The organism is Bacillus mesophilum (assembly GCF_008923265.1).
Taxonomy (GTDB): domain Bacteria; phylum Bacillota; class Bacilli; order Bacillales; family Cytobacillaceae; genus Cytobacillus; species Cytobacillus mesophilum.
In genome coordinates this window covers 214,065-236,703 of record NZ_WBOT01000004.1, presented here as the reverse complement: position 1 = coordinate 236,703, position 22,639 = coordinate 214,065, and the positions used below count along the sequence as shown (strand labels likewise).

Annotated in this window: 23 protein-coding genes; 13 read left to right on the top strand and 10 right to left on the bottom strand. The window is 37.4% G+C overall.

Annotated features, from left to right (window positions below; genetic code table 11):
- Positions 1-119: 119 nt before the first annotated feature.
- Complete coding sequence (locus F7732_RS14300; RefSeq protein ID WP_151574706.1) at positions 120-1,097, bottom strand: ring-cleaving dioxygenase; 978 nt, start codon at positions 1,095-1,097, stop codon at positions 120-122.
- Positions 1,098-1,292: 195 nt separating this feature from the next.
- On the opposite strand from F7732_RS14300, the gene F7732_RS14295 reads away from it, so the two are divergent.
- The 5 genes from F7732_RS14295 (at position 1,293) to F7732_RS14275 (ending at position 7,162) form a co-directional block, all read left to right on the top strand.
- On the top strand, positions 1,293-1,550 hold the full coding sequence (locus F7732_RS14295) for a hypothetical protein (protein ID WP_151574705.1): 258 nt from the start codon (positions 1,293-1,295) through the stop codon (positions 1,548-1,550).
- Between the two features lie 67 nt (positions 1,551-1,617).
- Positions 1,618-2,781: a GerAB/ArcD/ProY family transporter gene (locus tag F7732_RS14290; RefSeq protein ID WP_151574704.1), complete on the top strand. Its 1,164-nt coding sequence runs from the start codon at positions 1,618-1,620 to the stop codon at positions 2,779-2,781.
- Complete coding sequence (locus F7732_RS14285) at positions 2,720-4,306, top strand: spore germination protein (RefSeq protein WP_240056631.1); 1,587 nt, start codon at positions 2,720-2,722, stop codon at positions 4,304-4,306. The genes F7732_RS14290 and F7732_RS14285 overlap by 62 nt, the downstream gene beginning before the upstream one ends.
- The gene (locus tag F7732_RS14280) at positions 4,303-5,517 is read left to right on the top strand and encodes a Ger(x)C family spore germination protein (RefSeq protein WP_151574703.1); all 1,215 of its coding nucleotides are present in this window, start codon (positions 4,303-4,305) and stop codon (positions 5,515-5,517) included. The genes F7732_RS14285 and F7732_RS14280 overlap by 4 nt, the downstream gene beginning before the upstream one ends.
- 79 nt (positions 5,518-5,596) lie before the next feature.
- A complete protein-coding gene (locus F7732_RS14275) occupies positions 5,597-7,162 on the top strand; it encodes a sensor domain-containing diguanylate cyclase (RefSeq protein ID WP_161598889.1) in 1,566 nt (521 codons plus the stop codon).
- A 90-nt stretch (positions 7,163-7,252) separates the two neighbouring features.
- On the opposite strand, the gene F7732_RS14270 is transcribed toward F7732_RS14275, so the two are convergent.
- From F7732_RS14270 to F7732_RS14255, 4 genes are all read right to left on the bottom strand, one after another.
- Entirely contained in the window at positions 7,253-7,864 is a 612-nt protein-coding gene (locus tag F7732_RS14270) for a lysophospholipid acyltransferase family protein (RefSeq protein WP_151574701.1), read from the bottom strand.
- A gap of 177 nt (positions 7,865-8,041) precedes the next feature.
- Positions 8,042-8,467, bottom strand: coding sequence for a hypothetical protein (locus F7732_RS14265; protein ID WP_151574700.1), 426 nt, complete (start codon positions 8,465-8,467; stop codon positions 8,042-8,044).
- 54 nt (positions 8,468-8,521) lie between these two features.
- Positions 8,522-9,298, bottom strand: a complete 777-nt coding sequence (locus tag F7732_RS14260) for an alpha/beta hydrolase (RefSeq protein ID WP_161598888.1) — start codon at positions 9,296-9,298, stop codon at positions 8,522-8,524.
- Between the two features lie 197 nt (positions 9,299-9,495).
- A complete protein-coding gene (locus tag F7732_RS14255) occupies positions 9,496-10,215 on the bottom strand; it encodes a YebC/PmpR family DNA-binding transcriptional regulator (protein WP_151574698.1) in 720 nt (239 codons plus the stop codon).
- A 222-nt stretch (positions 10,216-10,437) separates the two neighbouring features.
- Here F7732_RS14255 and F7732_RS14250 point away from each other — a divergent pair, with 222 nt between their 5' ends.
- From F7732_RS14250 to F7732_RS14225, 6 genes are all read left to right on the top strand, one after another.
- Positions 10,438-10,956 (top strand): sigma-70 family RNA polymerase sigma factor, encoded by a 519-nt coding sequence (locus F7732_RS14250; protein ID WP_151574697.1) that lies wholly within the window; start codon positions 10,438-10,440, stop codon positions 10,954-10,956.
- The gene (locus tag F7732_RS14245) at positions 10,949-12,226 is read left to right on the top strand and encodes a DUF4179 domain-containing protein (RefSeq protein ID WP_161598887.1); all 1,278 of its coding nucleotides are present in this window, start codon (positions 10,949-10,951) and stop codon (positions 12,224-12,226) included. Before F7732_RS14250 ends, F7732_RS14245 begins: the two co-directional genes overlap by 8 nt.
- A gap of 369 nt (positions 12,227-12,595) precedes the next feature.
- Positions 12,596-13,501 carry an AEC family transporter gene (locus F7732_RS14240; RefSeq protein WP_151574695.1) on the top strand — a complete coding sequence of 302 codons (906 nt, stop codon included), beginning with the start codon at positions 12,596-12,598 and terminating at the stop codon, positions 13,499-13,501.
- A 42-nt stretch (positions 13,502-13,543) separates the two neighbouring features.
- A complete protein-coding gene (locus F7732_RS14235; RefSeq protein ID WP_151574694.1) occupies positions 13,544-13,798 on the top strand; it encodes a hypothetical protein in 255 nt (84 codons plus the stop codon).
- A 216-nt stretch (positions 13,799-14,014) separates the two neighbouring features.
- The gene (locus F7732_RS14230) at positions 14,015-15,004 is read left to right on the top strand and encodes a DUF3231 family protein (RefSeq protein ID WP_161598886.1); all 990 of its coding nucleotides are present in this window, start codon (positions 14,015-14,017) and stop codon (positions 15,002-15,004) included.
- Between the two features lie 413 nt (positions 15,005-15,417).
- Positions 15,418-15,933, top strand: a complete 516-nt coding sequence (locus F7732_RS14225; RefSeq protein WP_151574692.1) for a DoxX family protein — start codon at positions 15,418-15,420, stop codon at positions 15,931-15,933.
- A gap of 175 nt (positions 15,934-16,108) precedes the next feature.
- Here the strand turns inward: F7732_RS14225 and F7732_RS14220 are convergent, their stop codons facing one another.
- The gene (locus F7732_RS14220) at positions 16,109-17,158 is read right to left on the bottom strand and encodes an NAD(P)/FAD-dependent oxidoreductase (RefSeq protein WP_151574691.1); all 1,050 of its coding nucleotides are present in this window, start codon (positions 17,156-17,158) and stop codon (positions 16,109-16,111) included.
- A gap of 211 nt (positions 17,159-17,369) precedes the next feature.
- On the opposite strand from F7732_RS14220, the gene F7732_RS14215 reads away from it, so the two are divergent.
- Entirely contained in the window at positions 17,370-18,206 is an 837-nt protein-coding gene (locus tag F7732_RS14215; protein ID WP_066449876.1) for an ABC transporter ATP-binding protein, read from the top strand.
- Positions 18,207-18,435: 229 nt separating this feature from the next.
- Positions 18,436-19,542, top strand: coding sequence for a metallophosphoesterase (locus tag F7732_RS14210; RefSeq protein ID WP_151574690.1), 1,107 nt, complete (start codon positions 18,436-18,438; stop codon positions 19,540-19,542).
- A 35-nt stretch (positions 19,543-19,577) separates the two neighbouring features.
- On the opposite strand, the gene F7732_RS14205 is transcribed toward F7732_RS14210, so the two are convergent.
- The 4 genes from F7732_RS14205 to F7732_RS14190 form a co-directional block, all read right to left on the bottom strand.
- A complete protein-coding gene (locus F7732_RS14205; RefSeq protein ID WP_151574689.1) occupies positions 19,578-20,813 on the bottom strand; it encodes a GGDEF domain-containing protein in 1,236 nt (411 codons plus the stop codon).
- A 36-nt stretch (positions 20,814-20,849) separates the two neighbouring features.
- Complete coding sequence (gene lepB / locus F7732_RS14200; RefSeq protein ID WP_151574688.1) at positions 20,850-21,386, bottom strand: signal peptidase I; 537 nt, start codon at positions 21,384-21,386, stop codon at positions 20,850-20,852.
- 124 nt (positions 21,387-21,510) lie between these two features.
- Positions 21,511-21,912: a VOC family protein gene (locus F7732_RS14195; protein WP_151574687.1), complete on the bottom strand. Its 402-nt coding sequence runs from the start codon at positions 21,910-21,912 to the stop codon at positions 21,511-21,513.
- Positions 21,913-22,105: 193 nt separating this feature from the next.
- The gene (locus F7732_RS14190) at positions 22,106-22,390 is read right to left on the bottom strand and encodes an AbrB/MazE/SpoVT family DNA-binding domain-containing protein (RefSeq protein ID WP_151574686.1); all 285 of its coding nucleotides are present in this window, start codon (positions 22,388-22,390) and stop codon (positions 22,106-22,108) included.
- Positions 22,391-22,639 lie beyond the last annotated feature (249 nt).

Here is a 22,639-nt window from a genome sequence, read left to right as displayed (position 1 = left end):
ACATTATTTTAAAGAGAAGTACTTGTAATCGGTATATAGCCGAGAGAATAACTGACTTTCAGTAATATACAAAAAGAACCGGCAGCGCATTGCTAAACCGGCTCTCAGGCGAGAAGTGCTTATTCCTTCGTAAATGTCTTTGTGCTTCTGACTGTATCAATTGGACGTACCAGCTTTTCAATTTCTTCCCGCTTATGCTCTAAAAATGGCGGCAGTGATAATTTCTCACCAAGTGTTTCATAAGGTTCATCTCCCATGAAACCAGGTCCATCTGTAGCAAATTCAAAAAGAATCTGCGGTGCCAGCCTTGAGTATAGTGATTCAAAGAAAAAGCGATCAACGTGACCTGAAGTACCAAAACCAAATTGTCGAAGTCTTTCATCCCAATAGTCGATAGCACTGCGATCCTCAACACGGAAAGCGGCGTGGTGTACCGTGCCATACCCTTGGCGTCCCTGCGGCAATACTGAGTTATGTTCAGCAATGACTCTAGCGCCATTTCCGCCTTCTCCAGCTTCAAACAAGTATAGGTCTCCTTCGCGGGCAACCTCTTTGAACTGAAGGACTTTGTTCATCATTTCTTTAAAATAGTCAATATTAGCAATGCGAACAGTAATGGGACCTAAACCTGTGATCGCAAACTGTGTTGGTATCGGTCCTTTTTCCCAAGGTGACCCTGGGGCAACACCAGTAAGATTTTCATCTGAAACAAGTGCATATTGCTGATCATCAAAGTCTGCAAAAGAGAGTGTTTTAACGCCAAATTCTTCTGTTATTCCACTATGTGCCACATTCAAACGATCAAAACGTTTTGCCCAATAGTCAAGAGCAGCATCGCTCGGAACACGGAAGGCTGTTTTATAAATTTCATTTGTGCCATGCGTGCCCTTCGGAATACCTGGAAAAGCAAAAAATGTCATATCAGTACCTGGACTGCCTAAATCGTCCGCAAAAAAGAGATGATACGTTTGGATATCATCCTGATTGACTGTTTTCTTCACAAGACGCATTCCTAATGTATAAGTAAAAAATTGATAGTTTTTCTCCGCACTGCTTGTAATGGCTGTTACGTGATGGATACCTTTTAAAGGATGCATTATAATATACCTCCATTTTAAATATCTTTAATTAATTTATTTTTAATTCGAGATAAATATATCATTGAACTCTCCACCTTGTCAAATATGTAACATTTACATATTTATTTAATAACTTCCTGTTTTTTTACATAGTTCCCCTCCATTTATGCAAAACTATTTACAATCACAAATAATGCAATTGGAGTCCTTTATATGATCACTCGTGCAACCTTATTATTTTTCATGTTAACCCTAATTCTCATTGTTTCTTTAGATTTTCCTATTAAAAACTTCGATTATAAAAAGGTGATGGGTGATCTTTTCGATTTTAGCAAAAACCCAGGAAATATGTATCTTGTGGGGATTATAGGCATTGCATTGATTTATAGCTTCATTACCGATCTGAGGTTAAAAAGGAGTTCTTCTCATTCCAATGGTAAAAAGAACAACAATAAGAATTCATCTACTTGAATATAGGATAGATGAAGGTTCGCCTGCTTAAATATACTATTTTTACATAAAGGGATGAACGTGTTTTATGAATAACTCCGGTGAGAAAATCTCCATTTTTGAATTTATGTTATTAATTGTACTATTTGAAATTGGTACTGCCATTGTCGTTATACGAGGTGCAGAAGCAAAACAAAATGCTTGGCTGGCAGTCATCATAGCAACGATGTTCGGAATCATGCTGTTTAGTATGTACTTTAAATCTTTCCTATGGAAAGAAGGAAGTTTATATGAAATTTTAATCGCATGCTTTGGAAATAAATTAGGGAAGGTCTTCTCTTCGGTTTATACCGTCTATTTTATCTATTTAGCAAGCCGCGGACTGCGTGATTTCACTGAAATGCTTGTATCAGTGGTTTTGCCTCAAACACCAATTGAATTCTCTTCAATCCTGTTTATGGCTGTTTCTGCTTATACTCTATACTTAGGATTTGAGGTTTTCTCAAGGACAACTGTTATTTTCGCACCATATATTTTTGTGTTACTGGGAGCCGTTGCACTATTTCTTTGGGTGAATAAAAGCATTGATATAACGAATTTGCAGCCTGTCCTTGCTGAGGGAATAACACCCGTTTTAAAAGCGGTTTTTCCTGATCTTTTAACCTTTCCCTTTGGTGAACTTATAGTGTTTACGGTTATTATGCCTCAAGTGTTGAATGTAAAGAAAGGCTTTCGGCATATTCTTTTTGCAGTCTATACTTCTGGATTGATCATTACGGTTACCATCATATTAAATGTGAGTGTTTTAAGTGAATCCGGTTACTTGCGAGCCAATTTTCCATTACTTAGTTCAGCGAGGGAGATCTCAATTGCTAATTTTTTGGAACGGCTCGATGCCTTTGTAGTTTTCATTATTATGTTGGGGGTTTTTACAAAGGTTTCAATATTTTTATATTGTGCCCTAAAAGGACTTGAAGCCATTTATCAGCAGCCTTATCGCTATTTTGCTTTTCCAATTGGGATGCTTTCTGCAGCCTTTTCTGTTCTGATCGCTTTTAGCTTAAATGAGCATTTGAAGGAAGGGTTAGCTATTATTCCATACTATTTAAATATTCCCTTGCAAATAGGGCTGCCGATGCTAGTGTTTGTCATTCTTTTATACAAATCAAAACGAGGGGAGGGAACAAAAAATGAAAAGAACGATAAAAACGTTCAAAAAGATCGGAGCAAAGGAAGCGAAGCCAGCAGCTGAGGAAAAAACGGATGATGAGATGGATCCTCTTCCCGATTCATTGGAAGGACATATAAATGAATTAAAATCACTCTTACATCAAACAAGCGATCTCTTAATAGATGATATTTATGTTGGCAGCCTAAAAGCTAAATTATGTTATATCGAATCTATTTGTGATTCAAGTCATATTTATGAAAAAATTCAGCACCCTTTAAATACGATCCCAACTGTTACAGATCAAAATTTACGGCTTGATAGTAAACGCGAACTAATTCGGCTCTTTTCAAGTGCACAGCTTCACTTTTCGGATGACTTGAAGGAAGCAGGGAAAAAGCTGGTCGAGGGCTTTGCCTTAGTCATATTAAAGGATTCAGAGCCCTATTGTTTTATTCAAGTCAAAGGGACCGAAACTAGAAGTATATCAGAGCCAACAACACAAACCATAATTCGAGGTCCTAAGGATGGCTTTGTTGAAGATCTTTCAACAAACTTAAGTCTAATACGAAGCAGAATTAAAAATCCGAACCTTTGCTTTCAGAAATATATCATAGGTGAAGATACAAGCACCTCCGTGACGATCGGCTATATGGGTAATATTGTTAATAACAAAATATTAGAAGAGGTTAAGACACGGCTTGAGGATATCAAAACGTTTGCGATCTTTGAGTCATCGAATGTAGAGGAAATGATTGCTGATAAGACCTTTACTCCCTTTCCGCTAATCTATAATTCGGAACGGCCGGATTCTGTAGCGGCTCATATTGTCTCTGGCAAAATCGCCATTATAGTGGATGGTACACCTTTTGTGCTGACAGCTCCTGCTACATTTAATGATTTTTTCAGCATTTCAGAGGATTATTATCAGCCCTTTTTCATGGCATCCTTTTTGCGGATTATCCGTTATTTTTCCTTTGTCATTTCACTGCTGCTTCCATCCCTTTATGTAGCTATTATTACTTTTCATCATGAAATGATTCCAACCACCCTGATTACTAAAATATTTTCACAGCGAGAAGGAATTCCATTTCCTGCTGTCATAGAGGCTCTTGTTATGGAAATTACCTTTGAAATTTTACGTGAAGCAGGAGTTCGGATGCCGCGTGCCGTTGGCCAAACCGTTTCCATTGTAGGAGGACTTGTAATTGGGCAATCGGCTGTAGAGGCAGGTATTGTATCTAATTTCATGGTCATTATTGTGGCATTAACCGCCATTGCCAGTTTTGTTTCACCTGTATACAATTTAGCCATCTCAACTCGGATGCTGCGCTTTGTATTTATTCTTTTTGGAGGAATGATCGGCTTTTATGGAATTATATTAGCTTTGATTGTGATGGTTTCCCATCTCAATAGCCTTAGATCGTTTGGGGTACCATACTTGACGCCAGTTACACCTTTCATCGCCGCAGATCAGCAGGATACCTTTGTTCGCCTTCCTTATTTTATGATGTTTTCACGGCCAAAATATTTAAAAACGAAAAAGGAAGCAAAGCAATTCAATGATAATTCTCCAACACCGCCATTAAATAAGGATGGTCAAAAATGAAGAAATGGATTTTACTCTTGTTTTGCCTGAATACTACTTTATTTCTTACTGGCTGCTGGGACTTGAGAGAAGTCAATCAAGTTTCGATTGTCTCTGGGCTGGCTCTTGATCAAGGCAAAGATTCAAAGTATCGATTAACGATTGAATTATTTAATCCAACTGAATTAACCCCTCAAACCAGTTCTGGCAATACGGCTAGTATTGTCTTCGGCATAAATGGAGACTCAATCGGGGAAATGATGCTGAGATTAAACGAGATTTTTTCAAGGAAGCCTATTTTTTCTCATATGAAGACCATGTTTATTAGCGAAGAACTTGCCACAACTGGAATTTCTGAATTGTTTGATCCGATGGACAGGAACAGAGAAATAAGAAATGATTTTAATATTATAATTGTGGAAGAACCTCATAAAGCAGCAGATGCATTAAAAATTACGTATCCGCTGCAAAAGGTTTCTACTTTAAAAATTAATACGCAAGCCAACAACTTTTTTGAAGACTGGGGAGGAGATCCTGATGTCCGATTAAAGGATATTATTGATTCAATGGTATCAGAGGGACGCGAGCCTATTACGGCAATGGTAGAAATTATAGGTGATCCAAAGGAAGGTTCTAAAATAGAAAATATACAATCCACTCACCCTAATACTTATATTAAAATAAGCGGGATCGCTCTTTTTAAAGGGGATGCGATGATTGGCAAACTTCCTATAACAGCGACTAGGGATTATCTGCTTATACAAAATAAATTAAAACAAACTTCTATATATATAAACTGTAAAGACCAGCAAACTGTTGATATTCAGCTAAAGGATATTAAAGTGGGTACAAATGTTGCTGTAAAAGATAACCTGCCTACCTATCATATCTCTATTAGTGCAGAAGGAAATATAAATGGAGTTCAATGCTCTGAACAGCTGAATTCTTTTGCTACAACTGAAGATTTTGAGAGGAAAGCTGAAGACTTTATTAAGAAAGGACTGCTCCATACTATAAACGAGTTACAAAATGAATATGGTGCAGATATATTCGGATTTGGAGAATTATATTACAAATCCTATCCAAAGCAATTTAAACAATTGCAATCCAATTGGAATGAAACTTTCGTTAACGCAAATTTCGAAGTCGATACAACTATAAAGATACGCAGATCTGGATTGAGAAACGAATCGTATATTACTGAAATACACGATCCGGAAGTAGAACAATAATTTCTCTCCTTGTACAATGCCATTGAACACTTCTAAAGATAAGGGTATACTCAACTTTAATATTATGAAGAAAGTAGAAATGATTAAACTTATGAAATTGAGTATGAAGTTTCTTATATTATCATTGCTTAGCTTTGCAATGATCGGTACATTCGTCGGAAGTATTGCTTCTAGTATTATCAGCAGCAGTAACCACTTAAAAGAGAATTACTTAGCTGAGAATCAATATTATGCTGAAAAATTGGCAGCTACAGCCAATCTGCTATTTAAAGATATGTTTAAAAGCCTTGAAGTTGCAGCCAATGATACTTCCTTTAAAACCGCCAACGCTAATGAAGCAGGCATGGGTTTAAATAACCTTTTGCAATCAACTTCTTACTTTAATTCAACATGGTTTGTAGATGCAAGCGGCCTTATTGTAGCCACAGCGCCAGATATTAATTTTGAAGGAAGAAAACTGAACAGCTCTGGTGCGATGGAAGCCTTAGAGAAAAAGATGCCATTAGTCAGTGAACCCTATATTGGAGCTACTGGCAGGTTAATGATTCTGGTTTCTGTTCCCGTTACAGATCAATCAGGTTTATATGCCGGCTATCTTGGAGGGACGATTTATCTTGAAGAATATAATAGCTTAAAAACGGTTCTTGGCCAGCATCCTCTCACTGGAAATAAATCTTATGTATATGTCGTTGATTCAAATGGGACGATTATTTATCATCCCAATAAAAATTTTGTGAATAAGAATGTCCAGTCAAATGTTTCAGTCCAGGAAGTCATGAAGGGGAAAACTGGAAGTCTTCAGGGAGAAAACTCAGAAGGTATTGACATGCTGGCCGGATATGCTCCTACAGCTGCTTCAATCGGCTGGGGAATCATCTCTCAAACACCAGTCAATACACTAATGGAACCGACAGCCGAGCTGGTTAAAAAGTCTATACTCAACATGATTCCATTTATGATTTTCATTCTAGTTTTTTCAATTATATATCTGACTAGAATCGTGCATCCTATTCGTGACTTAGCTCTATATGCACAAAATATAAGCCGCAATAAACCTGAACAAATAAAAAAAATACCAGCATGGTATTTTGAAGCCCGCGAACTCAAAAGAGCCATATTAGTAACTGTTGAACATTATCAAGCGCGACTAATTGAAGCTGAAAGCGAGTCAAAACGGGATCAGCTCACAGGCTTATACAATAGACGGGCATTAGATAAAATGATTGAAGATATTAATCATTATTCTCTCATTTTATTTGACATCGATTATTTTAAAAGTGTGAATGACCAGTATGGCCATTTAATGGGGGATCAAGTTCTTCGCTATACGGCAGAAACCATTATGGCAGAAACGAAAAATACTGATTTTTGCTTCCGCTGGGGCGGCGAGGAGTTCCTTATTCTCCTCCCGGAAACAAAACAGGAAGAAGCCTATTTTATATCAGAACGAATTAGAGAAGCATTCGCTCGCACATTAAGCCCGATAGATAAGCCAATCACCATTTCAGCAGGTGTCGGGACTCTGTATGAAACGTCTGATTACTTCTCCGAGCTGCTGCATTTGACGGATCAGGCATTATATGAGGCAAAGCATTCTGGCCGCAATACAACGATTAGAGCGAAAAACACGCCTAAATTAAAATAAATGACTTGTCATGTAAGCAGTCAACAAGCTGTACCTCACCTGCCCGCCGCTTGGCGGGCAATTTTTGTATTCATCTACAATTACCGTTCATCATGGCAATTGTTTTTTCAGACTGGCGTTTACCTCATCTTCAAGACCTTTCATTTTCAGCTCAAGCCGGTGAATACCTTCATCAATGGTATTTTCTTTCTTGGCTGTCCCGCTAAATATCAGCGGTTCTCCGAAAGTGATAATCGCTTTCCTGCCTTTTAGAAGCTGCGAAAAGCTTGTTGGCCCTTCATAGTGTGCTGGCAAGATCGGGGCATTTGCTTTTACTGCAATGGTTACCGCACCTCTTTTTAATGGTACATCCTCACTTGTTCTGGTTCCGCTTGGAAAAATCCCTACACACTGCTGTGCTCTAAGCAGTTTTAACGGAGTCTTGATCGTACTAGGCCCAGGGTTTTCACGGTTAACAGGAAAGGCATGAATGGAACGCAGAAACTTATTCTTCCATCTTCCCTCAAATAACTCTTTTTTTGCCATAAAATGTACTGGCGTGGGATACAAGGCTATGGCCAATATAATTACGTCTACCCAGCCTATATGTGTACATGTAACAATAAAACCGGTGTTCTGTGGAATATGGTGGTTTCCTTTTACTCTTACAATCTTAAAGATTCTTAAAAAAATATAAATAATAGTGCTGATAAATTTATACATTCCCCACCTCTTATAACTAGATTATAGTACCTAGTCATAATTATATAATGGATAAGTTTGTCTCGGCAATTTTTTTATTTCCTAGACTATTATCTGCTTAAGATGGAATGTATCTTTAAGAATATTTTAATTCTGCATATCAGGAGAACTGTTCCCTGCTCTCCTGATCTTCGGCATCTACTTGAGGTTGAATAGTTCCATAGGCGGCTGTTGATCATTTTTGCAGGTGAAGAAGTGTGGATTGTTTTCATCGTCGAAGACAAGGATATGCGATGTTTGTTCATTTGGAATAATGATAATGAGTTCATCGACATAACCATTCAGCCATTGGTTTTTGACGGGAACACTTGGTTCTAGTGGAATTTTGACCATATAGCCTTCTTTCGGCAGAGGATCAAGCTTTTTATAAACGCCTGTGATTTGCTTAATCATCTTTTCAGCCTCTTTTTGAATCTTTTCATTTGGTGTAATAATACTTGTGACTTCCCTTTTCTTAATGTTATAAATTTCTACATTCTTAGCTGGTGTTGCAGCACTCGTATACATAGGTATTGCTATCGCGAATAAAAAGAAAAGCAGAACTGCCGCTTTTAGTTTCTTCATATTATCACCTCATTCATACGATGCCCTATTATAGTGATGATATGACTTATCCAATTATAATAAAAACCTTAGCCCTCTGCTGAATGCTGCCGGGACATTAGACATATGATTTTCGCCTGCACCTGCAAAAAACTCTGTCTCGAGATTAATCTTTGGGTTGAGGCTTCGTCTTTCGTACATCGCTTTTGAATCTTCAAAGATATCCCCTGCCATTTCCTCGCTGCCTGCAGTGATAAATAATTTTGTTGGGCTTTTAAGTTCACTTTTGGTGGTAAATGATGCTTCTAAATTCAAGATGCTTTTCTGATCCCACCAAATGGATGGGCTGCTGACAAAATAATTCTGAAAGCTGTTTGGCTTTTGGAACAGTGTATATAACGCAAATAAGCCCCCAAGTGAATGACCATATAGTGTTTGTTTTCGTACATCAATTGGATATTTCCGCTGAATTTCCTTCTGTATTTTTTCAGTCAGAACTGATAAAAACTGTGCTGCTTTTCCGCTTTCTGGCCATGGCTTTCCATCTGGCCTAGATGGAATGTTCTTTTCGTCAACAGGTGTTGTGAAATCAGCAAACCTTCTTGGATGAAATCGTTCCTCCCCAGGGTATCCAATGCCTACAAGGATCAGAGGCGATATACCCGTTTTTTCAGGCTGGAACAATTGCAGTTCAGCTATTTCTGTAAACATGGTGAAAAATGCATTGGCATCAAGTATATACATAACCGGAAAACCTTCTGCTGGAACTGGTGTATTTGGAATTGAGACCATGATCTGATATTCTTGTTCCTCTGCTGTCCATTCCCACTTTTCTATTTTGTTTGAACTCATATGTATAACACTCCCCATTAATATGATTGCAGAAACGAAAGATAATGATAATCATTATCAATTAAAATATACCTTATTTTACTACTTATAACAACCGGAATTTAAGAATAGTACACTTAAATTTGAATGTTGCCTGACACTTCTATATTAATGAGATAAAAACGGGCAGACCCAATTGGGTCTGCCTGCAGGATTGATTAGTCTTCTAAATCCACATTATGATAAACACGCTGCACATCCTCTAAATCTTCGAGGGCATCGATTAATTTTTCAAACTGAGCTTTTGCCTCTCCATCAAGTTCAACATCCGTTTGCGCCAGCATCGTTTGCTCTGCGACAGTAAATTCGTTAATTCCAGCATTTTTTAGAGCTTGCTGTACGGCATGGAATTGATCAGGTTCAGCATAAATAATAACGGAATCATCTTCTTCAATGATGTCACGCACATCCAGATCTTCTTCCATTAAAATTTCTAAAATGTCATCAGCTGTTTTTCCTTCTAGTCCTATAACAGCTGTAGCATCAAACATATAGGAAACAGATCCGCTCACGCCCATATTTCCGCCGTTTTTTCCAAAGGCAGCACGAACATTGGATGCTGTTCTATTCACGTTATTTGTCAAAGCATCCACAATGATCATAGAACCGTTAGGACCAAATCCTTCATAACGCAATTCATCATAACTCTCATCTGAACTTCCCTTAGCCTTTTCAATCGCGCGATCAATGATATTTCGGGGCACATTGTATGTTTTAGCACGCTCAAGCACGAATTTCAACGCTTGGTTTGACTCAGGATCAGGCTCCCCTTGTCTTGCCACAACATAAATTTCAAGTGCAAATTTCGAATAAACCCGGCTCGTATTTGCATCCTTTGAAGCCTTTTTTTCTTTAATATTGTTCCATTTACGGCCCATATTTCCCACTCTCTTTCAGCTTTTAACTCTATAATAAATGAATGTATATGCTTGCATATACCGAATATGAACTATTCAAACCATATTATAGCGCAAACCTTTAGGCAAAAAAAGCATCTGGCACTTAATTACATTTGTACTGTATTTATATCATTATTTAAGTAAATCTTTTTAAGTCTTTTTAACCTGCCTTGATGTCTAATATATAAAGGGGGTATTTTCTTGGAGATAGCAGATTTATTAAAGAAAGCCAAAAAAGGCAACGACCATGCTTTTTATCTTTTAATAAAAGTACATAGGGATCGGCTCTTGAAAGTAGCCATTTCGTATTTAAAGAATGAAGGAGAAGCTCTCGAAGCACTTCAAGAGGTTACATTCAGAGCTTATAAATCCATAAAGAAAGTAAAAAAGCCAGAATACTTCTCCACTTGGATCACTCGAATCATGCTTAACTATTGCCACGATCAAGCAAAACATAGAAAAAGAATGACCGTAACAGACTTGTTTGAAGATGATAACAGTAAAGAAGACTATGAACAAAAAATAGTGATAGAAGATGCCTTAGCCAAAATTGATGACCGTTCCAGAGAAGTCATTATCTTAAAGTATTATCATGATCTCAAAATTAAAGAGATTGCGGATATCCTTGGCAGTCCTGAAAGCACCATAAAAACCTGGCTATATAAAGGGATGAAGTCACTGCGAAAAGAATTGGATGAAGGGAGCGGTATTCATGTTTGAAAGAGAAGAAAAAGAGCTGGCACAATCAAGAAACAAAATTGAAAAGATTATGGTTTCTGAAGAATTAGCAGATCAAGCCATATTAAAAGGAATTCAGAAAGCAAAAACTATACAATTAAAGAAAAACAAAACAAGACCTTTGAACTGGCTTCTGTCGGCCTCCATTATTTTCTTGTCGTTTTTCCTTACTATTCACACCTCAGAATCAGCTGCAAATTTTTTTGCCAATATACCTGGTTTAGAGCAGGTCATAAGTAAAATTCGAAATGATACGGGCCTTTTGGCGGCTGCTGAAAACAATTATATTCAAAAAATAGGAATGACCAAGGAACATACAAGTGGAAGTGTAACCATTGATTCTATTATTCATGACGAGAAATCTCTCATTGTCTTTTTTACAGGTGGAAATCCAGATGCTGCTTTAAGCATATCTTTGCTTGATGACCAGCAGGAGCCATTAGATACAGAATATAAATTTGAACAAACAGAAGCATTAGACATATCCGATACATTAGAGTCTGATACCTTAACTTTAACGGATCCTCAAGATACTATGCCGGATGAGATAAATATTCGTGTAGAGGTTAATACAGATAAAATCGAGTATCTTACATTTCCGGTAACATTGGATAAAGAAAAGGCTGCAAAAAAGAAGGAAGTTGAACTAAATGAAACAGTCACAGTTGCTGGGCAGCAAATTACCTTTACTTCAATTGAAATTTATCCAACCATGACAGCTGTTCATGTAAAATACCCGGAAGAAAACAGCATGGAGATTTTTGGATTTAACAACCTGCAATTAAGTGATGAGAACGGAAATGTATGGAAGCAATACCCGTCAGAGCCTGCTGCCAATACAAGTACTAAAAATGAAGAAGTGGTAATCCTAGAAAGCATTTATTTTACAGAGTCCGAAAAGCTATATCTGCACTTTAACTCTTTAAGAGCTTTAGATAAGAAGGAAACATCCGTTGTCATAGATGCAGCCAAAGAGCAATTTATAAAAAAACCTAGTGATGGTCTGTTATCAGATTTGTATATAATAAAGAATGATCTATACATTCGCTTAGATACAAATACAAACTCATTTGAAAATCTGATCTTTCCTTTAGAAGAGGTAAAGGACAGTACAGGCGGAAGTTATGGAATCGCTAAAGATTCAGACCACATGCGTTACAGCATTCCCTACAATGGGTCACAGCTAATTCATTTGAATTTAGTTGATTATCCGGCTGAAATTGAAAGGAAGACAAAAATAGAAATCAAATGACTTTTATGCAGCAAAACTTCTTTATATAGACTTTTTTACAAGGAAATTTGACCAGTGTATAGAGCATTTGGGTTACGACCTCTCCTGACTCGCCATTTTTAATATGGATCAGGAGATTTTTTTTTGCTTTCCTATCAATTTCGGGCTTTTTCCCATCAATTTTTTTGACTTTCCTATCAAATTCAAGCTCCTTCCTATCAAAATTATTCGCTTTCCCATCAAATACAAGCTCTTTCCTATTAAATTGCATTCCCAACGGTGCAATAGTACAAAACCACCACTCCCTCTCCCTACAGTAAAGGGGTTCCGAATTTATTTTATTTTGATATACTGTTTTTTATAAACTGCAATTATGGGGATGAACATGTTTTGAATTTACTTATGATTATGCTGCCAGTTTTGCTGATTTTTGCTACTGGCTATTTAGCACAGAAAAAGTTCGGCTTTGATATAAAGTCCATTTCAAGAATGGCTCTTTATATTATGTCACCGGCTCTCGCCTTCCGAACGTTTTATGCAAATGAAATTACGATTGATTATTATTATATTTTACTGTTTAGTTTTGGGCTCAACATTATCCTTGCGCTGATCGTAGGGGCTGTCAGCTATTTTACCAAAGCAACCCGGCAGCAAATGTCCGCAATGATGCTTGGCGGTATTTTTATGAATCAGGGGAACTACGGTGCACCAATTGTTCTTTTCGCCTTTGGAGCTGCAGGCTTTGATTATGCGGTCATTATGATGGTCTTTCAATCTTTCTTAATGAACACAGTTGGATTATTCTTCGCTTCTCTTGGCGGAGAAGAAGGTGCCAGCATTAAAGAATCTTTACGAAGAATGGTAAGAATGCCAGTATTGCACGGTGCCGTTTTAGGTGTAGTTCTTCAACTGACAGGAGTGAGTATTCCTGTTAATTTCATGGATGCAATCAGTTTAGTTGCAGACGCCTCCATTCCTACTGTGATGCTGATATTGGGTATGCAGCTTGCCGTTATTTCAAGAAAAAGAGTGGCCTATCGATTCGTTTCGATTGTTACGGTTATTCGCATGGTGATTTCACCAGTTATCGCCATTATTGCAGTGCATTTTATGCCGATCCCAGATTTACTGAAGCATGTTTTCATTATACAGGCTGCCATGCCATCTGCTGCGAATACAACCATGCTGGCAGTACAGTTTAACACAGAACCTGATCTTGTATCTTTTACGACCTTTATAACGACAATTTTGAGCATTATATCCATTCCGCTTATTCTAATTTACATTGGGGTATAGACCTTTAAACCGTTTTAGAAATGTTGAAAGGTTGTTATCCTCATGAAAATTCTCAGCCATTCATACCGAAAAAGAGGCGGAATTGAATTTGTTTTTGCAGAGTTTCCAAATTCCAAGGTCCTTCTTGTGCCAATTAAAAAATATTATTTCGTTAAATCTGTGCGCTGGAGTGCTGAGGATCCTCCTGTTTCTCGGCGAGATTTAGAAAAAATGGAAATAGCCGTAAATGAATTATTAGGCACAATTGACTTTTATAAGCAAAGAATATATCCTTTAACTTCATTGAAGAAATATTGAAGTAAAATGAGCATACCAGCTGCACTTATACTTTCTGAAAGTAATAAAAAGGACAGAGTGAAACGTAAAATGTACCCTTGTAAAGGACATTTTAACGATTGCTCTGCCCTTTTTTATTGGAAAATTCACCCTCAATTGTTTTATGTACATTCTTTATTCATAAGTTTTTGTCCCTAGTTAATACTACATATGGAAAGATTTTTAGGAGGGATTCTAATGGAGAACACGGAAAAACTGACTGCGAGCGAACTATCAATATTATTCGGAACATTTCTGTCGGAATCTTTATCAATTTGTGTTTTATCGTACTTTTCACAGCATGTAGAGAACCCTGCAATAAAGCCTTACATCCAGACAGGACTTGAAATATCTCAATCAAATTACGATTACATTCGAAGTTTATTGGAATCGGAAGAAATCCCCATTCCTGATGGCTTTACAGATACCGACGTAAATACTCACGCCAAACGATTGTATACCGACGAGTTCATTCTGCATTATGCTATGAATATTGGCCTTATGGGAATAAATGCCTTTAGTTCTGCTCTCCCCAGTGCAGCCCGAAAAGATATGCGAAATTTTTATGCTTCATGTCTCCAGACAAGTACGAACTTTTTTAATCAGGGAATTGATATTGCACAGGAGATTGGCAATTATATTTGGGCTCCATATATCCCATATCCAACTGAGGTCGAATACATTCATTCCAAGAAATTTTTAGGTGGTTGGTTTGGAGAACAAAGACCACTGACATCAGTTGAAATATCTCATTTGTTTACAAACTTATATCGAAATATGCTTGGTTCTGTTTTGCTTATGGGATTTTCTCAAACCGTAAAAGCGCCTGAAGTAAAAAACTTTTTAAAAAGAGGCGCAGAATTAGCGAAGCATCATTGTGATGTATTCTCCGAATTTCTTAAAGAAAGTGATCTAATCTCGCCAGCAAATTCAAGTATATATGCTACCGCTTCAACTGACCAAGTCTTTTCGGATAAGCTCATTATGTTTCATACAAAAGCCTTGTATTCAGCTGGCATCGGCTTTTATGGAGCAAGTATTGGAGCAAGCGCAAGAAGAGATTTAGTTACAGCTTATACACGGCTCATTGCTGAGGTCGGTGATTATTCAAAAGACGGTGTGAGTATCTCCATTGAAAAAAACTGGCTGGAAAAGCCTCCTACAGCTCCAGATCGTAAAAAACTTTAAAGTGAAACTGCTTATCAGCAGGAATTAAGATAATTCCTGCTGATTATCATTTGATCTTCCTAATTTACACTTAGTCTTCCGGTGGAAATGAGAAATGCAGAGCATGCAATAACCCCACTGTTTTTCATTCCTTTCTTCTTTGAAAAAATCATTGTGATTTTCCTCACAAAATGTTGTATTCGCATTCATTATTCTAATAACTTCTATTTCTGTAAAAAGTTGAAACGACACCAAATTTTCTAGCCTATAAATATTATATTTGTATATCTTATAAACTTCTGTTCAATATTTAGTCAAAACTTTATTACAAGATTGTGAAGTTAATCACAATATTAGTGAGATAAATCTGCTCTCATGTTATATTTTAAGTGTAATCAATAACATAATTCTTATCAATGAAAGGAAGATGTAAGATGATTAACAATTGGCTAAGAGAAAATAACATTGCTGCTGCTCTATTAACAGTTATTCGTGTATACTGGGGTTATTTATGGCTGACTGCAGGCTGGGGGAAAATTACCGGGGGATTTGATTCGACAGGATTCTTAACAAATGCCGCTGCAAACCCCGTTACAGGACCAGATGGCGGACCCGTTTTTGGATGGTACAGCAGCTTCCTTGAAAGCTTTGCCTTACCAAATGCAGAACTATTTAACTTTATCATTCCTTGGGGAGAGTTTTTAGTAGGACTTGGATTAATTCTAGGCTGCTTGACAACCGCAGCTGCATTCTTCGGAATGGTCATGAACTTCTCTTTCTTACTAGCTGGAACAGTATCTCATAATCCAACAGATATATTAATGGGTGTCTTTATAGCTGCTGCTGGATATAATGCAGGTAAATTTGGACTTGACCGTTATGTATTACCTTTCCTTCGCAAGCAACTTAACAGAGCAAAAGACAGCGACGCAAGCACTAGCCGGGCTTAACACTTCCTTGATATAAATAAAAGAGCCATCGATCTTTAGATTGATGGCTCTTTATTTTAGCTGTTTTGTTCGAAGAGATCATTCAGTATACTCATAATAAAAGCTGTTTTGTGAAGTTTGTTTTAGATAAAAAAAGACAATGCACTAAACTTCTTGCATCGCCCTACACATTCTCTTATTTAATTAATTCTTTTACTAACTCCCGGTTCCGCTCCTTAAATGCATCATTATGAGAAGAAACCATGCCATACTTTAAAGCATCTGGCTGGATGAATTGTTTTGCTTTGTTTACAGCATTTGCTGCATCCTGAAAGGCTCCTGCTATTAAATGAAGCTTGCCGTCATGCTTAAGGATATCTCCTGCCGCATATAGACCTGGAACGGAAGACTCACTATTTGCTGAACCTTTGACATAGAAGTCTTCTTCCATTTCAATTTTCAGCTCGCTATTTTGAAGGAGGGCACTATCGCGTTCATATCCATGATTAATTATGACTTCATCAATCTCCAGGTATGTAACCTCTCCTGTTTCGCTATTGGTTAATTCCACTTGTTGAATCAACTCATGATTGTCACCGGCAATCAGTTTTGTAATCGTTGAATTGAAATAACAATCGCAAGAGCTTTCCATTAGCTGCGTGATCTGCGCTTCATGACCATTTAGTGAATCTTTTCTATATGTTAAATATACTTTTTTTGCAATGGATTCCAGCTCGTTTGCCCAGTCAATCGCTGAGTTTCCTCCGCCTGAGATGACGACTGTTTTATCTTTAAAATGCTGTAATGATTTCACAGTGTAATTTAGATTTGCAATTTCAAAGCGCTCTGCACCTTCAATATCAAGCTTTTGAGGTGTTAGAATACCGCCTCCAACGGCTACAATTACAGTTTTAGAATAATGAATTGCACCAGAAGCTGTTTTTAATACGAATATTCCATCTTGATCTCTGCTGACCGAAACGATTTTTTCATTTAGTACAACCTCAGGATCAAACGTTAATCCCTGCTGCACTAATTGTTCAATCAGCTTTGCTCCAGGGATCGGCGATAAGCCGCCTACATCCCAGATCATTTTTTCTGGATATACATGTATTTTCCCGCCAAGCTGAGGCTGAAATTCAATTATTTTCGTTTTCATTTCTCTAAGTCCACTATAAAATGCTGAATAAAGACCAGCCGGGCCACCGCCAATAATCGTGACATCAAACAATTCATCTATGTTCATGCTATCTCCACTCCTCAGCTTGCACTAAAATTGATAATCATTCTCACTATACTATACATGGTTTGAGAATATTTTTCAACTAGGTTTGTGAACGTTTTTCAACATCCGTTGACTTCTTTTATTGTTAGGTTTATAGTTAAGTAGAAAGTTGAAATGAGAATCGTTATCACTATTTATATAAATTCTAAATTAGACATAATGGAGGGCTATTATGGTTCGCCTATATACAAAGGACTTAAATATTGGATACGGTGAACGTCTAATCGTAAAAGACCTCACTGCCTCGATCCCTGATAAACAAATTACAACCATTATTGGTGCTAATGGCTGTGGGAAATCCACATTGTTAAAAGCCATTACAAGAATTATTTCTCATCAATCAGGAACTGTCATTCTTGATGGTGAAAATATTGCCAAAGAAAATACAAAGTTGTTAGCCAAAAAAATGGCCATTCTGCCGCAGACGCCTGAAAGTGCGAGCGGCTTAACCGTTGGAGAGCTCGTTTCTTATGGGAGATTCCCCCATCAGACTGGCTTTGGGCGTTTGACAAAGAAAGACTATGAAGTGATTGACTGGGCATTAGAAGTCACAGGAACTGCTGAATTCAAATCCCGCTCTGTTGATGCTCTTTCTGGCGGTCAAAGACAGCGTGTTTGGATTGCAATGGCCCTTGCTCAAGAAACAGAGATTATTTTCTTGGATGAGCCTACTACTTATTTAGATATGGCACACCAGCTGGAAGTGCTGGAGCTTCTTCAAAAACTTAATCGTGAACAGGAACGCACTATCGTTATGGTGCTTCATGATCTAAATCAGGCTGCACGCTTTGCCGATTACTTAATTGCTTTAAAGAATGGCGAAATTGTTAAAGCAGGAACATGTGAAGAAGTGATTACACAAGAGGTTTTACGAGATGTATTCCATATTGACGCATTGATTGGACGTGATCCGCGTACAAACAAGCCGATGTGTGTAACATATGATCTTGTAAGAAATGCAGAACAAGAGATTCGGCAGCCGCTTTTATCAGCTGCAGGAGCACTTTAATTGATATATCAGAGGAATTCCGGAAACGGATTCCTCTTTTTTATTGTTTTGCATAATCCTTAACTATGAAGGAAATAACTATATTCTCCATTTGATCCTGTAAGCTTCTAAATGGGATGAATACCTCCAAATCGTTTTAAGAATAAGATATAGATGCTAATAGATAGACAAATAAACCTAGATATCGTATCTTAAACACAAAATCTATGCAGCGAATTGAGGTTTATTTATGAAACGTATTTTAGGCTTTGCTGTTTTTATTCTTATATACACAGCCATCGCTTTTTATATTAGCTGGAATGCCTGGGTTTGGCTTGAGACTGTGTTTGGATTTCAAAACCAATGGCTGTTCGCCTTTCTTGCAGGAATTTTATTTTATTCCTATCTCATTGGACAAAGCTCTAAGCGACTTTCCTTCTTTCGGATGATCGGCTCCTATTGGTTCGCCGTTCTTCAATACGCTCTACTATTACTGCCTATAGCCAATCTTACCGTCTGGTTATTGAAACTAATAGGAATTCCTCAAGATGATGGTATTACCTGGGTTGGATTAATCGTCGTAATTATTTTTATTTCCCTTTTCCTTTATGGTTCCTATAATGCGTATTCACCTGTGATACGCACCTATAAAGTTAACATCAATGAACAAAGCAGGATTGATTCCTTTTCAATTGCCATGGCATCTGATATGCACTTTGGCCATTTATCAGGATTAGCGCATGCACGGCGTTTAGTAAAAGAGATTGATCAGCTTCAGCCAGATCTCATTCTGCTTCCAGGTGACATTATCGATGACGATCCTGGAGCATTTATCCGTAAAAATATGGGTGAAGTTTTAAGTGGATTATCTGCGCCGCTTGGCGTGTATGGTGTACTTGGCAACCATGAATATTATGGCGGAGCAATTCCTGAATTTTTAAAAGAGATGGACCGAATAGGCATTCGCATCCTGCAAGATGAAGTCCTCTCTATTAAAGACTCCTTTCACCTTGTCGGCAGGAAGGATAAGACGGATAAGCAGCGAAAATCAATTGCCGAACTAACCAATGATTTGAACAAAAACATACCAATTATTATGATGGACCATCAGCCTGCTGAAATTAAGCAAGCAGAAGAGCATGATGTTGATCTTCTGTTAAGCGGGCATACACACAGGGGACAAATGGCACCAAACCACCTCATTACAAGAAAAATCTTTGATTTGGACTGGGGCTACCGCCAATTTGGCAAATTGCATGCGATTGTATCTTCGGGATATGGATTTTGGGGTCCGCCTATTCGAATCGGCAGCCGTTCGGAAATTATTAAAATTGAAGTTAACATTGCAAAAAAATAAGCAGAAAAAAGCCATCTCCTATTAATTGAGATGGCCTATTTTAATACTTTGATTTTCACCTTATTGCGGCCGCTGGCCTTTGCTTCGTATAAAGCTTTATCAGCATCTCCGATTAACTGAAAAATATCATCTGGATATTGAGCTTTTCCGGCTGTCACTCCAATGCTTATGGTGATATGATTAGCAGCACTTGAGTACCCATGAGGAATCATAAGACGTTCAATCGCTTGTCTCACCTTTTCTGCTTTAGCAAATGCCTCATCGAGATCTACATCAAATAGAACCGCCACAAATTCTTCACCGCCAAAGCGGGCCAGAATGCTCGATTCTTCATTTAAATGTGTTCTAAAGACTCCAGCAACAGTAGCAATCACCTGATCTCCCTCTAAATGACCATAATGATCATTATAATTCTTAAAAGAGTCAATATCCCCCATCAGTACAGCAAACGGTCTCTTTGCTTGAATGTTTTCAAATTCATTCTGAACATATTGACGAAACCCGCGCCTATTAAGTATGAGCGTTAGTTCATCCATCACAGAGAGCTGCTTTAACTGATTATTTGCACTCGCAAGTTCCTTATAAATTTTCTCATTTTCTTCCACTTTTAATCCTAGGTTTTCATTCATTTCCGTTAACAGAAGTCTCTGGTAAAAATTTGAGGAATAGCTTGTATAAAGCATACGGGATGCTAGCCAGCAAAAAAACAAGAATACGGATAGATTGATATAATGACCCGAGACAATCTCTCCGGAAGGCTGTGCATATGGGAGCCCAATATATAACACTGCTACAGGAAGACTGTATAAATAAAGGATCGTTTTATTTGATGCATGAAATAAAACCGAAACACACATAAAATTAACAGCAAATGCCATAACATGACCATAGTTTCTCTGATCAACTAGAGTCACTAATGCTCCCCATGTTAAAAAGAAAATCACAAATAGCCACAGTCCCTTCTGGAACAGCTTTGTCTTTCGCTCACTAAGATTGCTGCGTCTTTCATAAATGGTAATATATATAACCATCAGGATACTAAAACTCCATAATAGCAAATATAAAATGATATATGCATCAAACACTAACAGGGTGCCACTATCTGAATAGGAAGAATACATATGCATAAGAATCAGAATGGTTTCAAAGAGAATCACTATTTTAGCAAAAAGCTTACAGCGCTTAATATTATCCATTAATAGATGCTTTTCAAGCAGCCGTTTTTTATCCTCTGAAACCTCCTGAACAGGAATGGGAAAAATCTTTTTCATCGCTAGCCTCTCAAATCATATTCCAATATGCTTTATTTATTTTGTAAATCCTGATTCATCAAAAGGATAAAAACGGAACTTTACTTCACCCACAACCGCTTCTTCTGATATAAAACCAAACTCTCTGCTGTCATAGCTTCTTAAACGATTATCTCCCATAACAAAATAGGAGTTTTCCGGAACTATGTTCTGTCCCAGAAGCTCTTGTAATGTAAAATCAGCTGTCACTTTATCCATGACTAGATCTCGGTTCACGTAAGGCTCCTTGTAAGCTTTGCCATTTACATATAGAACATCATCTTTCATTTCCACTGTGTCGCCAGGCATGCCTATTATTCTTTTGACATAGTCTTGATCTTCCACAGGAGAATGGAAAACAATCATATCAAACCTTTCAATCTCACTCGTTTTGCTCACAATTAATTTTTGTTCATTCGCAAAAGTAGGCACCATGGACTCTCCACGGACTGTGACAGGTTCAAATATAAAATGCCGGCAGATAAGAGCTATAATAAATGCTAATGCAAGTGATTTAATCCATGAAACAATTTCGTTTTTCGTTTTAGTTTCCATACAGTCCCTCCTGCTTCTTTTTTACCATTTTAACATAAAGTTTATAGCTGTTTATCACCTAAGCTTTTTAAGTTGAAAATAAACTCACAGTGCTAGAATGGTTGATGGTTTGCCATAATAGCTGCTATTTATATGCAGGGCTAAGTTCGCTCCAAACATCAAATAAGTTCCCATCACGATCTGAAAACACAAAATTCCTGCCTGCATGTCCTCTATCCTCTATTTCTCCTATTCCCACTCCTTTTTCCTTCAGCTCTTTATGAAGTGCTTGGAGACTTTCTAATCCATTAACCTCAAATGTCATTGAAAAGCGCTTCTCCCCATAATAATCTATAAAATTAGCACTTTCTCCATCTTTTCCTTTCACAAGAAAAAAGCTTTGATTTGCAAAATTAACAATGGCTTTATCCTTATCACAATAGCTAATATCTGCTTTGAGGATCTTTTTATACCAGTTTGCAGCCTGTTCTGGATTTTCTACAGGTATATATTGAGTGCCTACACGGATTAATTTTTGCTGACTCATTTGATCCCTCTTCTTTCTTTTGTTTGGTTATTTTTGTTAACATCACTTCAAAAAACATATTGTTTTGTTATGATTTCAACTCTTGTATACTCGCTTTCCGGCGGGTCGGGTATGAGCCTCCCGGCATACAAAGAGCCTGAAGTATTATAACAACAGGCTTGCCGATTGAATGGGAGAATCATTCTTTATTTGTTTACACCTTTAATTCAAAACGCTCATTTACTTCTTCTACTAAGTCTATAAGTGCTTTTTTGCTTAAGACAATTTTTCCATCGGCGAGAGCCACGTTGTCATCCAGTATTTCACCTGTAACTAGACATGCTTGTCTGCTTTCGTATTTACGCAGTATAATCTTTTCATCTTCTACGAAAATCTCAATTGGATCCTTAATTTGGATGTTCAATGTTTTCCGAAGTTCTTTTGGGATTACAATTCTACCCAATTCATCAACTTTGCGCACAATCCCAGTACTTTTCATACATTCCCTCCTGCAACCTTAATTTTCTGATTATTCTTATATATCAAGCTATATAAATTTTATATTAAATTACTATTTTTTACAATCAGAAATATTGACACATTTATTTAAAGATCAGAGCTGAGAATGGTTTACTAATCAAAACTTTTACAGCATACAAATAGACTGTTAGACATGCTCGTACCATTGCGCTGCGATCCTACTGGGGAGGAAGAAAAATTATTTAAATAAACATAAAAAAACCGAATG